At 57.2% G+C, this 14773-nt stretch carries 12 protein-coding genes and 1 pseudogene; 2 read left to right on the top strand and 11 right to left on the bottom strand.

What is annotated here, in order from left to right; all coding sequences use genetic code 11:
• Positions 1-21: 21 nt before the first annotated feature.
• From BG457_RS06455 to BG457_RS19880, 6 genes are read right to left on the bottom strand one after another with little or no spacing between them, the layout of a single operon-like run.
• Entirely contained in the window at positions 22-966 is a 945-nt protein-coding gene (locus tag BG457_RS06455; RefSeq protein WP_175546747.1) for a phosphotransferase, read from the bottom strand.
• Between the two features lie 60 nt (positions 967-1026).
• Positions 1027-1893: a glucose-1-phosphate thymidylyltransferase RfbA gene (rfbA, locus tag BG457_RS06450; RefSeq protein ID WP_071796216.1), complete on the bottom strand. Its 867-nt coding sequence runs from the start codon at positions 1891-1893 to the stop codon at positions 1027-1029.
• Positions 1890-2738, bottom strand: a complete 849-nt coding sequence (gene rfbD, locus BG457_RS06445) for a dTDP-4-dehydrorhamnose reductase (protein ID WP_071796215.1) — start codon at positions 2736-2738, stop codon at positions 1890-1892. Before rfbD ends, rfbA begins: the two co-directional genes overlap by 4 nt.
• Positions 2735-3778: a dTDP-glucose 4,6-dehydratase gene (gene rfbB / locus BG457_RS06440; RefSeq protein WP_071796253.1), complete on the bottom strand. Its 1044-nt coding sequence runs from the start codon at positions 3776-3778 to the stop codon at positions 2735-2737. The genes rfbD and rfbB overlap by 4 nt, the downstream gene beginning before the upstream one ends.
• 3 nt (positions 3779-3781) lie before the next feature.
• Positions 3782-4336 carry a dTDP-4-dehydrorhamnose 3,5-epimerase gene (rfbC, locus tag BG457_RS06435; RefSeq protein WP_071796214.1) on the bottom strand — a complete coding sequence of 185 codons (555 nt, stop codon included), beginning with the start codon at positions 4334-4336 and terminating at the stop codon, positions 3782-3784.
• 30 nt (positions 4337-4366) lie between these two features.
• Entirely contained in the window at positions 4367-4783 is a 417-nt protein-coding gene (locus tag BG457_RS19880; RefSeq protein ID WP_139257584.1) for a sulfotransferase family protein, read from the bottom strand.
• 424 nt (positions 4784-5207) lie between these two features.
• Here BG457_RS19880 and BG457_RS20155 point away from each other — a divergent pair, with 424 nt between their 5' ends.
• Positions 5208-5366 carry a hypothetical protein gene (locus BG457_RS20155; protein WP_175546746.1) on the top strand — a complete coding sequence of 53 codons (159 nt, stop codon included), beginning with the start codon at positions 5208-5210 and terminating at the stop codon, positions 5364-5366.
• A 247-nt stretch (positions 5367-5613) separates the two neighbouring features.
• On the opposite strand, the gene BG457_RS19875 is transcribed toward BG457_RS20155, so the two are convergent.
• The 5 genes from BG457_RS19875 to BG457_RS06405 all read right to left on the bottom strand — a co-directional run bounded on the left by BG457_RS19875 (position 5614) and on the right by BG457_RS06405 (position 13322).
• The gene (locus BG457_RS19875; RefSeq protein ID WP_139257583.1) at positions 5614-6216 is read right to left on the bottom strand and encodes a hypothetical protein; all 603 of its coding nucleotides are present in this window, start codon (positions 6214-6216) and stop codon (positions 5614-5616) included.
• A gap of 81 nt (positions 6217-6297) precedes the next feature.
• Positions 6298-6975 (bottom strand): sulfotransferase family 2 domain-containing protein, encoded by a 678-nt coding sequence (locus BG457_RS06420; protein WP_139257582.1) that lies wholly within the window; start codon positions 6973-6975, stop codon positions 6298-6300.
• Complete coding sequence (locus tag BG457_RS06415; protein WP_071796210.1) at positions 6947-9562, bottom strand: glycosyltransferase; 2616 nt, start codon at positions 9560-9562, stop codon at positions 6947-6949. The genes BG457_RS06420 and BG457_RS06415 overlap by 29 nt, the downstream gene beginning before the upstream one ends.
• Complete coding sequence (locus BG457_RS06410) at positions 9555-10994, bottom strand: DUF6212 domain-containing protein (protein ID WP_139257581.1); 1440 nt, start codon at positions 10992-10994, stop codon at positions 9555-9557. The genes BG457_RS06415 and BG457_RS06410 overlap by 8 nt, the downstream gene beginning before the upstream one ends.
• Before the next feature lie 360 nt (positions 10995-11354).
• Positions 11355-13322 carry a polysaccharide biosynthesis protein gene (locus BG457_RS06405; RefSeq protein ID WP_071796208.1) on the bottom strand — a complete coding sequence of 656 codons (1968 nt, stop codon included), beginning with the start codon at positions 13320-13322 and terminating at the stop codon, positions 11355-11357.
• 971 nt (positions 13323-14293) lie between these two features.
• Here BG457_RS06405 and BG457_RS06400 point away from each other — a divergent pair.
• Positions 14294-14653 (top strand): annotated as a pseudogene (locus BG457_RS06400) (IS110 family transposase); the annotation flags it as partial.
• Between the last annotated feature and the right edge of the window lie 120 nt (positions 14654-14773).

Here is a 14773-nt window from a genome sequence, read left to right as displayed (position 1 = left end):
GCGGCCAGACACTGGCCGCGCCTACCCCCCGGTCAGTGCATCATAATGCTTCAGCGCCCCCGCACAGAGCCCCGCCACCCGCTCTTCATTCGCCGCCATATCAAAGGCCACGAGCCGCATCATCGCATAGAACAGCGCATTCATCTCGACAACCGCCGGATCCATCCGGACATGACGCGCGTAATGCCTGGAAAGACGTTTGAAAAACTCCATCTTGCTTTGCGATCCGATGGCAACACGCGCAAAATGATGCAGCTCGGCCCCTATTACATTCTGCCCCAGCATCCCAAAATCAATGAACGTGAAAACCGGTTCTTCCGCCTGCATGGTCATGCCCATATTCGGCCAGAAAATATCATTATGCGATATGGTGACAGGCAACTGGCGCTGCAGGCGCACCAGATCCCTCAGCTTGGAATCGCTCCCGTTAACCAGATTCTCGATCTTGGAAAAAAAACTGCCGCCCGGCATGCCCCGATGCTCCAGTTCGATCTCTGCCGAGCGACAGATCACAGGCAGGACAAGCGACAGTTCGTAAATCGCCTTCGCCAGAGGGCGCACCAATGTAGTGGCAAGTTTCGTTGAGGGATAGATCACGCCATCCACATATTCCATGTAGATGTCAGTATGGGTTTCTGTCTCGGCAATGTCAAAAACCTTTGGCAGGGTCCACTGAACCTGCAAGGCGCACTTTGTGATGTCATGCGGATCCTGCAGCGCCTTCATGAAAGCGATTTCACTTTGCTTGCGGCCCGCGATGCGCTTGCGGATCATGAAGGGCCCGTCTTCTGTCGAAAACTGCATAAGAGAAATGCTGGCCTGTCCGCCCTTGATTTCGGACCGGGAAACCTGACCGGATTTCAAGCCAAAGCCATGTTCAAGAAACGCGGCCTCATCAAACCCCGCCTCCCGCCAGGAAGATCGCACCGGCGTGTGAGGACCTCGTGAAAAGAACGAACCTATCAATGTGATCTCCGGCCAGTGGCGGTGGATTTTCCGGTTTGCAACACAAATCTGGAGGATGCCCTATAGACCGGACAGGTAATGTCCATAGGCATTCTTGCCAAAAAGCTGCGCGCGCGCGGCGAGTTCTGCGGCGCTGATCCAGCCTTTCTGAAAGGCTATCTCATCTGGCGCACCGATCTGCAAGCCCTGCCGCTGCTCCAGCGTGCGCACGAAATTTCCTGCATCCAGCAGGCTTTCATGCGTGCCCGTGTCCAGCCAGGCATAGCCGCGGCCCATGGTCTCGACCGAGAGCGTCCCCTCGGCCAGATACATCTCCAGCAGCGAGGTGATTTCCAGCTCGCCCCGCGCCGAGGGTCTGACCTGCGCGGCCTTCGCAGAGGCCGTGCCGTCCAGACAGTAAAGCCCGGTCACGGCGTAATTCGAGGGTGGCACTTCGGGTTTTTCAATGATCGCGCGCACCCGCCCCTGAGCGTCGAAATCCACCACCCCATAGCGTTCCGGGTCGGCCACGCGGTAGCCGAATACCGTGCCGCCTGCAGGTTTCGCATCGGCCCGCGACAGCATCTCGGGCAGGCCATGGCCGAAGAAGATATTGTCGCCCAGCACCATCAGCGACGGCGCGCCGGCCAGAAAATCCGCCGCCAGCAGATAGGCCTGCGCCAGACCGTCGGGACTGGGCTGGATGATCCATGTGAATTGCAAGCCCCATTGGCTGCCATCGCCCATCAGGCGCTGAAACTGCGCCTGATCCTCGGGCGTGGTGATGATCGCGATCTCGCGGATCCCCGCCAGCATCAGCGCTGAGAGCGGATAATAGATCATCGGCTTGTCATAGACCGGCAGAAGCTGTTTCGAGACGCCCAAGGTGATCGGCCAGAGCCTTGTCCCCGATCCGCCTGCCAGAATGATACCCTTGCGCTCAGTCATACCCCGCCCTTCAATTCTGCAATCACGTCGTTCAGATCTCTGCGCCAATCCGGCTGCGTCAGCCCGAACCGCGCCAGTGTCGTGCAATCGAGCCGCGAATTCAGCGGGCGGCGCGCGGCTGTCGGATAGGCGCTTGCGGGGATATCCTCGATCACGCAGCCCAGCCCTGCCTTGGCCATGATCGCGCGGGCGAAATCCGCCCAACTGACCGCCGGGGCGCCCGAAAGATGATAGGTGCCGGAGTTTTCCGGCGCACGGCGCAAGGCCTCTGCCATGCTCAGACAGGTCGCGGCAATGGCGCGCGCGGATGTCGGTCCGCCGATCTGGTTCGCCACCACGCGCAGGGCGTCACGCTCCGCCCCCAGCCGCAGCATGGTCTTGACGAAATTGCTGCCATGGCTGGAAAACACCCAGGAGGTGCGCAGGATCGCATGGATCCCGCCCGCCGCGCGCAGGCCCTGTTCTCCTGCGAGTTTCGAGCGCCCATAGGCCCCCAGCGGGGCGGTCGGATGCTCCGGGGGAAAGGGCTGATCGCCCGCGCCGTCAAAGACATAATCGGTCGAGATCTGCACCAGAGGAATACCCAGTGCCGCACATTCCTGCGCCATGGCAGCCGGGGCTGCACCATTGATCACCGTGGCCAGCGCCTCTTCGCTTTCGGCTTTGTCCACTGCTGTATAGGCGGCGGCATTGATCACTGCGCGCGGCGCATGTGCACGGATCGCCTGCGCGCAGCCATCCGGGTCGCAGAGATCCGCCTGATCGCGACGCAGACACAGGGCTTCGGGCGCCAGTCGCGCCAGTTCGCACGCCACCTGCCCGCTGCGCCCGAAAACGAGGATCATACGGTTACCCCCAGCCGCTGCCCCACACCCCTGCGCGTCTGCAGCGGCCGCCACCAGTCCTCGTTCTCGAGATACCAGACCACAGTGCGCCGCAGCCCTTCCTCCACCGTGACCGAAGGCCGCCAGCCCAGTTCTTCGCGGATGCGGGTCGGGTCAATCGCATAGCGCGCATCATGGCCGGGGCGGTCGGTGACAAATGTGATCTGATCGGCATAAGACCCGCTGGCTTTGGGCCGCAACTCATCCAGTATCGCGCAAAGCCTGCGCACCAGGTCGAGATTGCTGCGCTCATTCTCGCCGCCGATATTATAGCTGCGCCCGAGCGCGCCCTTTTCCACCACCAGAAGCAGCGCATCGGCGTGATCCTCGACATAGAGCCAGTCGCGGATATTGGACCCGTCGCCATAGATCGGCAGCGGCTTGCCTGCCAGCGCGTTCAGGATCACCACAGGGATCAGCTTTTCGGGGAAGTGATAGGGGCCGTAATTGTTCGAGCAATTGGTCATCACCACGGGCAGGCCGTAAGTGTGATACCAGGCCTGCACCAGATGGTCAGAGGCCGCCTTGCTGGCCGAATAGGGCGAGCGCGGATCGTAAGGGGTGGTCTCAAGGAACTGGCCGGTCGCGCCCAGCGAGCCGAAGACCTCATCGGTCGAGATATGATGGAAGCGGAAGCTTTCGGGGCGGCCTTGCGCCACCCAATAGGCGCGGGCGGCTTCCAGCATCTCGTAAGTGCCGGTGACATTGGTCGAGATGAAATCACCGGGGCCGTCAATCGAGCGGTCGACATGGGATTCGGCGGCCAGATGCATCACTGCATCGGGCTGATGGGTCGCGAAAATCCGGGTCAGGGCGGCGCGGTCGCGGATATCAGCCTGTTCAAAGGCATAGAGCGGGCTTTGGGCCACCGGGGCTAGATTCTCCAGACAGGCCGCATAGGTCAGCGCATCCAGATTGACCACATGATGCCCCCGCGCCACCGCGAGCCGCACCACCGCAGAGCCGATAAAGCCCGCCCCCCCTGTCACCAGAAGTTTCATCATTTACCCTTCAAACTGAAACGGACTTTCAAAATCAGAAAAATGCGGTGCTTTTGCGTCCTTGTCAGACAGCACTGGCGCCTCCGTCCCCCAGTCGATGCCGCAGGAATCCCAGGCCACCCCGCCATCGCAATCGGGCGCATAGGTGTCGGTGCATTTATACTGCACTTCGCAGTCTTCCGTCAGCGTCAGGAAGCCATGCAGGAAGCCCTTGGGCACATAAAGCTGTGCGCCGGTTTCCGCCGAGAGTTCGACCGCGACATGCTGGCCGTAACTGGGCGAGCCTTTGCGCGCATCGACCGCCACATCGAGGATACGCCCCCGCGAACACCGCACCAGCTTGTCCTGGGCGCGCGGCGGGCGCTGGAAATGCAGGCCTCGCAGCGTGTGGCGGGGGCTTGAGAAGCTGTGATTGTCCTGCACGAAGTCAGGCCAGTCCAGCCCGGCCGCATGCAGCGCGCTTCGGTTCCAGGTCTCGCAAAACCAGCCGCGCGCATCGCCAAAGCGACGGGGGGTCAGAAGGATCGGGCCGGGGATGTCGAAATGCTTAATGTCCATGGGCCAGTCATAGCAGGTGTTGAGGTGGGCTCAACTGGAATTTCCGGTGCCTAGGGCCGTCAGAGAGGACTGAAAAAGCTCGAAATCCATGCGATGGAAGTCCTGTACCCGCAACCGAACTGCGAGATCCCACTCCACCTCGATTCTCGAACTGGCGGTTTCATGCATACTGGGTAACTCACGCGGAGGCTCAACCTCCAGCAGGGCCGCGATCCGGGCGGTGATCTCTGACGATCCAAGCTCAAAGGGCATCACCGTCACGCCCGAGCCGTGAAACTCCCAATGCGGTCGCAAGTGATTGTCCAAATGAAAGGGATTTTTTTCTGCGGCTGCAAGATTTTGTTCCAGACAGAGCGTGAATGTTCGCGAGGTTTTCCAGAAACTTTTGCCAGCGATGACTGCGCGAATGCGGAATTCGCTTTCGATGCGGTCATAGGGATTGCGCACGTCATCACCGCAGGATCGAAATAGCCCTTTCCGAAAAGGGCATTGAAATCGGACATGCGAAAATTCTGGGGTGTTCGGCGCAGCGCTGTGGGGACGCCCACGCTAGGGAACAGCAGAGATCCAAGCATCTGAAGCAAGGCGTCTATCGTGTCACCACCGGTCTTGGGAACATGGAGGTGGTGCAGTTGACGGTTCTTGAATTTCAGCAAGGGCATCAGCAAGAATTTCATTAGAAATTAGTTGGTTAACCCGCCCGAAACTGAAGACTCTCAGCATAGCCATGCACAAGTATATGCCAGTTGACCACAGAATGCGCGCGCCCCGGTACGGACCGCGGCTTGCGCCGCGATTGACAAACTCATCACTTTCCAATAGCTTACTTTCAGCTGGCACTGCCGCGAGCTGTATAATAAAGGACCATAAAATGGCATCAAATCCACAACAGAAAGAATTGCGCGAGGTCAACACGCGCATTAAGGTCAAAAACGAAGAACTGAACCGGCTCAAAGAAGAGGTAAAGGCGCTCAAAGCGCGGCGCTTAGAACTCAAGTCCGCCTTGGAAGAGGTCGCTCCTGTATCTTAACCCTCCAAAGATTTTCAACGGCACCCGCAGCGGTGCCGTTTTTAAGTTTTAGCTCTGAGTTGATATTTTTCTGCAATTAGGATAAACCTCCGAAAGCCACAACATAATCAAATGTAAAAATTCTCACCGATGACAGCAAAAATCAAAAGAGGCTTCCGTAACAAATTAGTCTACAATTATTTTCTAATGCAATAGGATTTCACATTAAGCGGCACCTAGATGGAGGCCTGACCATTTGGTGAATAGGTTAATTGCCAGCGCTATCTCTAAGCTGCTCCGGAAGTGGTGAATTGTGATGCAGCATTTCCGCCAACTTATATTTCCCTTTTACGTGAATCAAAAAAGGCCGAACTGGGAGATGAATGTCTAGAATCCACGCCAGCGCCGTTCTATGATGTGCACCGCCCGCGAAAAATATTTCTCCGTTCATTCCAATATGAACGATAGGATCGTTAACTGAATCGGAATAAAGCTCGCCTCCTCCCGCTAGATAGTCATAAAGACGATCAATTTTTTCATACCGCCTGACGAGACCTTCCGAAGTAGAATAACCGTCCAGTTTCTTCCCTGACTTCTCGATATATCGCATACCAGATTCAATAATTCCAGTGTCCTCCCATGACAAACCATCACAGAAATGCGCTATACATGCGGCAATTTTGGGAGACGATTGAAGCTCACGAACACTCTCAAACAGATCACTCCCCCCATCCTCTGAAAATACCGTTGGCATTATAAATTCGTGGTGAAATTTTCTACCGAAAAAATCTGATGTGGTTTTCTCAAGAACGTAACCTTGAATTAACTTTGCCGCCACGGCAAATGGTGACACCATGATAGAAGCGCTCATATTTTCCCCTGCATTATCAATGCGTTATCTGCTTCCTGCCTCAAAGATCTTACTATCTGGGCCAAATAGAATAACTAAAGCTCAGAACTCATAAGAGTCGTAATCCTCCTCATAAAACTTAAGCAGCTTCTTTCGCGCTTGAGCGCTTATGTCCCCTTCTGATATTTTGGGACCACCGCTCTGCGAATGTGGTAGTATCAGGCTCTTCCCAACCCTGACTTCAAGCTCAACGCGCAAATTGTTCAACTCATTCACCTTGAAGGTTCGATCATAAAAATTCTTGTCGCTACCTAGAAAATATACTTGCGGCAAAGTGTGATGAAACACAGATTTTGACACCTTTCTATATAATGCGAATTTTTCTAGGAACTCTTCTAAGCTTGGATTTGGCGTTGCTCCACGAGCGATGTCCGAAGCATTTAAATACCTTTCCGACAGCTCTTTATGAAACACAACGCGATTTGAGTAAGCAGAGATCGCCCGTTTAATAGGATCTCTTACTACCGCTACTTTCCAAAAACTCTTACGCACATCCTCTGATATAGAATCAAACTTGGGAGTTGTGTAGAATTTATGAATATGGTATTTTTTGCCATTTCGCTTCAGATTCTTAAAATGAAACCCGTTCTCTATATAGAAAAACATTTCCTTTAGAGATGTACACGCATTTTTCGGTGCGGGAGCATAGCAAATTTTATGTTCGGCTAGCGTTATCATTGTTAACTTCTCTTTAGAGCGATTTTTCTTGGCTGCTTCCACTTAGCCGCGCCACCAGTTCCTCGACATTCCCGGCCCATGTCCGGCTTTGCATAACCTCGATCCCGGCCTCGGACAAGCGCCGCAATGCCGCCCGGTCACGGCTTAGGCGCCGCAATGCCGCCACAGCGCCCGGCACGGCCTGCGCCTCGGGCAGCAGCACACCGGTCACCCCGTCCTGCACCATCTCGCTGGTTGCGCCCACATCGGTCGCGATCATCACCGCGCCCGCGCGCATCGCCTCCAGCACGGTCAACGGCAGCCCTTCATAGCGCGAAAGCAGCACCACCACATCCGCCCAAGCATAGACCTCGGCCAGGTCTTCAGGGGTCGCGACGGGTGGTTCCAGCACTGCGGCAATTTCTGGCGGCAGGCTGGGAGCGTCATGGGCCATCACGGCCTTGCCCAAAAGCCGCCATGTGATGTTCAGCCTCTCGGATTGTGCGCGTGCGATCACACGCGCCAGACGGTCAAGGCCCTTCTGCCGGTCCAGCCGTCCTAGATAGAGCACGCGCAGGGGTTCGGACGAGTCGCGCGTCTTTCGGGCGGCGATCCCCTCAGCCGTGATTTCAGGGGCAATCTCGAAACCGGGCGCGTTCTGGACGGGCACGATCTTGTCATGCGGTACCCCCATGCCTTGCAGCCAGTTTCCCAATTGATGCGAACAGGGCACGAAATAGTCGAAGGCATGTTCATAGGCCAGCCCCAGATAAGTATTGCCGACCGGCTGGCCCATCGGCGTCATGTCGCTCAGGTGCAGCGAGTCCAGCGTCTTGACACCCAATCTCCGTAATTGCCCCATGACACCGGTGATGGCACCTCCATGGAAGTTGACCACAGCATCCAGCCAGTGAAGCATGCCCAGGACGGCCCCATGCTGCCCGCCTGCCGCCCATTGCGGCACATTGGTGCCAAGGTAATCCTGCGCCCCCCCGCCCCAAGTGCTGAAGCTTGAATCGGCCAGAAGATTGGTCGAGGCGAACACGTCCTGCCAGTCTTCGGTAAGGGCGATATTTTGTGTTTCCAGAACAAAGGCATGCGGGACCCAGCCATGCGCGCGCAAGCCGCGCGCCATTTGCAGCGCGACCTTTTCCACGCCCCCGAATTCGACCAGCGGCAGCAGGAAGCCGATATGGCGCTGCCCGTCTTCCAGCCGCGGAAACACCGGGGCATTCTGGAAGCGCTGGCGCACAAGAATATGCTCCTGGCCACGATGCGTAATGCCGGCAGCACGATGCCCCCATCTTACTTGGGCAGGCGTACGCCAGGGCGAGGCGCGCATTCTGTGAACCCCTGACAACAAGTCATAGATCGTGGAACTTGATTGTCGCAAAGCTGTCGATAGGATGGTGCCCTCTGGCAAGCTCAGCTGGAGAGCCGTGATGGGGGGCATGGCCATGGTCTGGGCCATTGAATCGATCCAGTCTGAGCGCTGATCCTGCAAGACATTGGCAAATAACTGCTTGGGCAGGGCCACAGCGAGCGCCTGGCGATGCATTCCGCTGCGCCCGGCATCCGTCTGGGTGGAAAGCGCCAGTCGCCCGGTCCGGTTTCCTTCCACGGTGAGAGCCGCAATCTGGTTACGGTCTGAAATTGTCTCCAGCTTCCACAGAATATTATGAAGCAATTTGGCGCGGGTCAGCCCGTCCATAACAGCACGAGTCATGAAAATATTGATTGGCGGGGTGCGGTACCGTCCCGGTGCGATCAGGCTGCTCCAGAATTCCTTGTCAAACTCCGCGAAGGACAGTCTTCGGGTGCCCGGCGCGACGGGATCAACGCAGTGCAGCACATTCTGCTCATCGGTCAGATGGATCGCGTAACGCGGCGCTTCTGCCTGTTCCAGTTGCAATAGTGATTTAGGCTTGAACAAGGGCTTGTGTTTTTGTTCCATCGCCCCCTGCAGAGCGCCTGTCTCCCGCTCTGAATCGGCAAGCATGCTTTCAGGACGTTTCCGATAGAGAAACCCGAAATTCTCGATATTCTTGCCCCGAAATTCCTGCCTTGCCGCGCCGAGAAAGAAATCCCAGTCCTCCCAGCCCATCTTGAAACTCGTGTCGAAGAACACGCCCGCCTCGAACACACGACGATGGATCAGACTGCCGGCTTCGCAGATATTCATCGCTGAATGGATCAGCAGGGAGTAGGTGCCACCATAATCCCCTGCCCAGTTCAAACCGAACATATCAATATTGGGATAGATCCAATCCACTGCGGGGTCAGCATCCAGCGCGGATTTTGCCCGCGCCATTGCATCCGGGCGCAGACGGTTATCGGCGTCCAGCAGATAGATCGCCTCGGCACTCGGGATATACTCCAGCACATGCCGGATCCCGCAATTGCGCGCATCACTCAAGCCACCATTGGCTTTGCGCAGATAGGTGATGATCTCCGGATAGGCGAGCGCATAGTCGCGGCACACATCATGCGTCTCGGCAAAGGGGCAGCCATCATTCACAAGGATCAGCCGGATCCCGTCTGAAAACCGCTGCCTGAGAACGGATTCAATTGCCTCTGCCAGCAAACCTGAATGCTTGAAAATGGGAATGATAATGGCAAGCTTGGGCTGAGAGGCGGCAAGATCATGCATCGTGATCGGCCTCGGGTGCCAGGATCTGGATCCGGATATTGTCAAATCGCGCCCAGCCGTAGGCCGCGTCACCAGGCCGCTTGGCAAGACGTGTCATCAAGACAAGATCATGCACATCTGCAAGCGGTTCTTGCATGAAAAGATGCACTTCCCCTTTGCTGTCCGGAGTGAGCAAGACCCAGTCCGAACTCTGTTCAGGCAGAGTCTGATCAAAGGTCAGGGGTTTGGCGGTCTCCGAGGAGGGCAGCAGACCGAGGGCATATTCAATATTCTGCGCCTGATCCGAGGCAGTATGAATATTGGCCGAAACCTGCACTGCACCCTTTGGAATTCCGCGCCTGATGCACATCGCCGAAATATCTTCCGGCAAGGGATGTACCTGTATCGCGGCTCTATCGGCAACATATTCAGAGGCCGCACTTTCCGGTGTCATGTTCACGACTGTCGCAAGCAGGGCGCTGTCCAAGACGCACTTACGCAGATCTGTCTCGTTGGTGCTCGCAGGCAGAATACCATCCACAGGCAATGGCGCCATGCTCCCTGGCAAATAAGTCCAGAGACGCATTGCCAGCACGTTGACGGCAGGCATGCCGTCCAGCTGCGCCTGAAACCGCTCGTCAGGATGCGCCATGGCATAGCCGAGCGGCAGCACCGTGCTCCCATCCCAGCCCAGTTCCAGCACCGGGCTGCGGATGTCAGATGACAAGGCGACCGGCAGGCAGAAGCGCAGGGTTGGTCCCGAAATCTCTTCTGCAGACACAATCCAACTGGCATGTTCGACATCGTCTTCCAGCGTGCGCAAGACAGCAGTCAATATCCCCGAGGAGCGCTTGGGCAAAGCCGCGCAATAGATCTCGATATCGCTCAACCCCTCGCTCGATACCGGCAAACGCTGCACGACCTGCTGCCCCGCCCGCAGCTTCAGCGAAACAGAGGCTGTTGGAGCAAGTGTGAGGCTTTGAGTTCTGGAGCAAAGATTGTTGCCGCTCACGAAGGCCTCGATTTTCTTGAAGGCGCTGAGGGTCTCTTCATGCACGCTGCGCACAGATTTCAATGCGCTTGACAGATCCACAATGCGGCGGGCCTGGCGTATGGTAATCGCGTTCAGCTGTTCTGCAATGAATTGCGCCAGCGCCGCTCCCGCCTCAGCTGTTGGCATGTCCGTCACATCCGCGATCGGGAGCATATCAAGACCACTGGCCTCTGAAAGGACCTTGAGCGCCTGCTCCACTGGCCCTTGGCTGTCCGCATGTGCCACCACAGCGCCAAGGCAGCGCGCAGCAACATCCAACGGGTTGAGGGCCGAAGGCATGTCGGCTGACATAAATCCGCTGCCATCCGTGACAACAAAATCCACGCTGCGCTGTCCCGGAAAACCGCCGATTCCGGCAAGGTCAGCTTCAGTAGCCAAGATAGTAAATCGCGCCGTCATGTTCCTCGCCTCTTTGTTGAGTTTTTTCTTATGCGTGCCATAACATCGGGCCGAGTTTCAAGAAAGCGCCAGAGGCACTTTGTCGGGAAAGTCTTCATCTATGTCAATCCTCCTGCCTTAAACTCTGGCACGTCATTCATCGGACAGGCAGCACTGCCGTGATCGCTCTCGCCCGAGGGATTCAATGTGTCATAGAGCCCCCAAAGAAACTGCCCAGTGTTGTCCCCCAGGATGCGGGCCACGGATCCTGTGGTGGGACAGGCGCGCAGGGTTGATACGCCGTTCAAGCAGTTCAACGGCGCACTGGCGCGGCGGGTCATACCGCACGTATCGCATGGGCATTCGTCATGCAGCATGTGCTCAACTCGCAGTGCCTGCCCTGCCTGCAACCACACGCAACTGCGCAACCGGTCGCTGTATTTCGACCTCCGGCCACAGCACATCGCGGATTTCATGGGCAGGGGCGCGATAGTCCAAAGGCGCCGCGCGCAGCATTGCCTGCAAACTGGGCAGATCAAAACTCTTGCAAGCCAACCATATCTGCTCCAGCAACGCGTCCAGCGCTTCTGGAGAAAGTGCAAGCTCCGAAGCGGCCATGATACGAGGATGTTTCGTTCCCCGAGGATTACCCGCTATCAACAATTCTTCATGGAGCTTCTCACCGGGCTTCAAGCCGATGAACTGAATCGGAATATCGCCCGCCTCCATCTCGGGAGAACGCTTCTCGTCCAGAATATAGGGCACCAAACCATGCAGCCGGATCATGGATTTCGCCAGATCGAGGATGCGCACGGGCTTGCCCATATCGAGTACGAAGACATCTCCGCCGCGCGCCATCGCTCCCGCCTGAATCACCAGTTGCGCGGCTTCGGGAATGGTCATGAAATAGCGTGTCACTTCCGAATGTGTGACAGTTACGGGACCGCCGCGCGCGATCTGGTCGTGAAAACGCGGTATGACCGAACCGGATGAGCCCAGCACATTGCCGAAACGCACCATCGAGAAGGTGCAGCTGCCGCCGCGCTGCGCCTCGGCTTGGCAGATCAGTTCCGCAAGCCGCTTGCTGGCCCCCATGACACTGGTCGGCCGCACGGTCTTGTCAGTCGAGACCAGTGTGAAATTTTCTACCCCGCAATCGGCGGCGGCCTGAACCATGACCTTCGTGCCGAACACATTGTTGCGCAACCCTTCAATCAAATTCTCCTCGACCATATTCACATGCTTGTAGGCGGCAGCATGATAGACGGTCTGCACAGCGAATTGTTGCAACACAATCCGCATCCGGGACTGGTTCTGCACCGAGCCCAGCACCGCTCTGACGATATCCTCGTTTTCCTCGCCCAACTGGTCGCGTAATTCGGTCGCGATGGAATAAAGCGCAAATTCACAGACATCGAGCATGATCAGCCGGCGCGGATTCTGCGTGAGTATCTGGCGGCACAGTTCCGCGCCGATCGTGCCTCCCGCGCCGGTAACCAGCACGACCTTATCCTTGATATGGCGTGCCATCAGATCGGCGCGCGGGGGTACAGGGTCGCGCCCCAGCATGTCCTCGGGCATGACCGGGCGCAGATCAGTCACCCGCGCCTTGCCCGCGACCAGATCGCCCATAGCCGGAATGGTCTTGACCTCGACCCCCAATGTTTCAAGCCGCGAAATGATGCGTCGGCGACGCTGGCGGTTCAGGCTGGGCATTGCCATCAATACCTCGCGGATATGCCAATATTCGCAGAGCCTGCGCAATTCGGCCGGGGGATAGACGCGCACACCATTGATAGTGGTCCCGTGCATGCGTGTGTCATCATCGACAAAGGCGACGGGACGGTACTCAGGGCTGAGGAAAAGTGCGGCAACAAGTTGCTGGCCTGCCCGCCCGGCGCCGTAGATAATGATCGGGCGCGCTTCACGCAATGCGGGTTTGCGCATCAGCGTGCGCAGCCCGAAGCGCAGCCCCGACACGGTCAGAAGCAGCAAAACCGCATGAGTCGCGATCAGCCCCGGCGGGACCGGCAGGCCCAGAAGATGCGCCATGCCCAGAAAGCCGATAGCCCCCAATCCGGCGCCGGTCATGATGGCAGGCATGGCCGCGCCGGTGATATAGCGCAGCACCACACGATAGAGTCCGCGAAGCTGGAACGTATAGAGCACCAGCGGCACAATCGCGACCACTGCCGTCCAAAGCGCGGGCTGGTTCAGCAGGGCCAGCGGTGCCCCATGCAAAATCACGGCCAGCGGCAGGCAGGCCAGGATCAGAAACGCATCGGCCCCGAGCAGCACGAGGCGCTTGGCACGGCGGCTGAGGCTCTGGGTGGGCGAAACGGCCCTCATATGGCGCAACTGGTTACGCCAGCGCGCCTGACCGCGACGAAATTTGGAAATAGGGAGGCGAAGAAATAGTGCAGGCATTGTCAAGACCATAAGGCTTATCATGCAGAGGGCGCCACGGAACCGGGCGAGAGAATATGGAAACCACGTGTATACTCGATGACCCTTTCAATAACATGAGTCCGTATCGCACGAATCAAACCAACAGAACAAGCTGCGGTCAGTTGGGGATTTCAAGCATGCGCGTATTTATGCTTGTTTTTTCAGCAATACTGAGGCCGAAACCTATACTCTGGGCCACTTCTTCACTGGAGTGATCCCTGTGGGGCCGGGTGCTAACAACTGTGTCTGATCGGGCAGGATGTTGAAAATAGGGGCAGTGATTCGGTGTCACTGGGCACCAGTCATGTGCCATGTTTTCTGCAACATACCACAAAACGACGCACATGGATGAAAATATAGAACATGCTCTGTTTTCTTAGCAAAAACAAGGACTTTCTTTCTACCCTCCTTGGCGGACCTTCGCCCAGATCAGAAGTTGTATTGTGGCTGGATTCAACCAGCTGGCCCAGATTAGATCGTAACATTCTGATAACGAATAAGAATATATCTTAGAGGTGATTCCGGGTCCAAGCTAGCGCAACTTGGAAGCCCCGATGAAACAGGCCGGTAGGCTGGAAAGAGTCTGTGGGTAGCTTTGTGCTCTGCGTCAATGAAACCCCGATAATCCCCGACGAGCGCGAGTCCGGCAAAAGAAGGGGCGCAGGCAGGCAGTAAGGCGCCTTCATCGTAGCTTATGTTCGCGCGCGCCGATTAGACTGCATGATCGCATCCTGAGCTGACTGGCTCGGTGGTCTCGCCCGCGGCATTCTGCATTCGAGGGTTGCGCCAGGTGAGCGCTGCCCACCCTCAGGAATGGGGGAGAGATCAAATGCAAGATTAGGTTCATTGGGTTGGATCTCCGTAAGTCGTAGATATCGGTTTCGGTTGCGCCCGGGGAACGTGGCGGCGAGGTTCGCCAATGAAGCAAGGTTCCGCACCGGCCGGATCATGTTCGGAAGCTGGTGGAGAAACTGGCCGCTCGTGGAGGCCGGTTGCATTTCTGCTATGAAGCTGGCCAGGGCGGTTCTGGCCTGTATTGCCAGCTTGTTAAGCTGGGGCACGCTTGCATCGGGGTGGCGCCCTGGCTCATTCCGATGAAGGCCGACGACCGGCTCAAGACGGACCGCCGTGATGCGGTGATGCTGGCCATGCTGCACCGTGCCGGTGAATTGACAGCGGTATGGGAGCCGGATGCAGCGCATAAGGCCATGCGTGATCTGGTCCGGGCGCGTGACAGCACCTACTTTCATCTTACTGGCGCTGCGGCTTTGCAGAAACTCACCCAACGCTCTTGGACCGAGGGATGATCAAAGCCGATGCGATGACGCTTCAGATTGCCCCTGAACTTCTCG

The organism is Natronohydrobacter thiooxidans, assembly GCF_001884735.1.
Lineage (GTDB): Bacteria > Pseudomonadota > Alphaproteobacteria > Rhodobacterales > Rhodobacteraceae > Roseinatronobacter > Roseinatronobacter thiooxidans_A.
This window is presented reverse-complemented; position numbering and strand designations above follow the sequence as displayed.

What these genes read in the sequence shown, in the direction of transcription:
- rfbC (WP_071796214.1), bottom strand. Translation starts at nt 4,336, where the DNA reads ATGGACATTAAGCATTTCGACATCCCCGGCCCGATCCTTCTGACCCCC.
- rfbB (WP_071796253.1), bottom strand. Translation starts at nt 3,778, where the DNA reads ATGAAACTTCTGGTGACAGGGGGGGCGGGCTTTATCGGCTCTGCGGTG.
- rfbD (WP_071796215.1), bottom strand. Translation starts at nt 2,738, where the DNA reads ATGATCCTCGTTTTCGGGCGCAGCGGGCAGGTGGCGTGCGAACTGGCG.
- BG457_RS06410 (WP_139257581.1), bottom strand. Translation starts at nt 10,994, where the DNA reads ATGACGGCGCGATTTACTATCTTGGCTACTGAAGCTGACCTTGCCGGA.
- BG457_RS06415 (WP_071796210.1), bottom strand. Translation starts at nt 9,562, where the DNA reads ATGCATGATCTTGCCGCCTCTCAGCCCAAGCTTGCCATTATCATTCCC.
- BG457_RS06405 (WP_071796208.1), bottom strand. Translation starts at nt 13,322, where the DNA reads ATGAGGGCCGTTTCGCCCACCCAGAGCCTCAGCCGCCGTGCCAAGCGC.
- BG457_RS20155 (WP_175546746.1), top strand. Translation starts at nt 5,208, where the DNA reads ATGGCATCAAATCCACAACAGAAAGAATTGCGCGAGGTCAACACGCGC.
- BG457_RS19875 (WP_139257583.1), bottom strand. Translation starts at nt 6,216, where the DNA reads ATGAGCGCTTCTATCATGGTGTCACCATTTGCCGTGGCGGCAAAGTTA.
- rfbA (WP_071796216.1), bottom strand. Translation starts at nt 1,893, where the DNA reads ATGACTGAGCGCAAGGGTATCATTCTGGCAGGCGGATCGGGGACAAGG.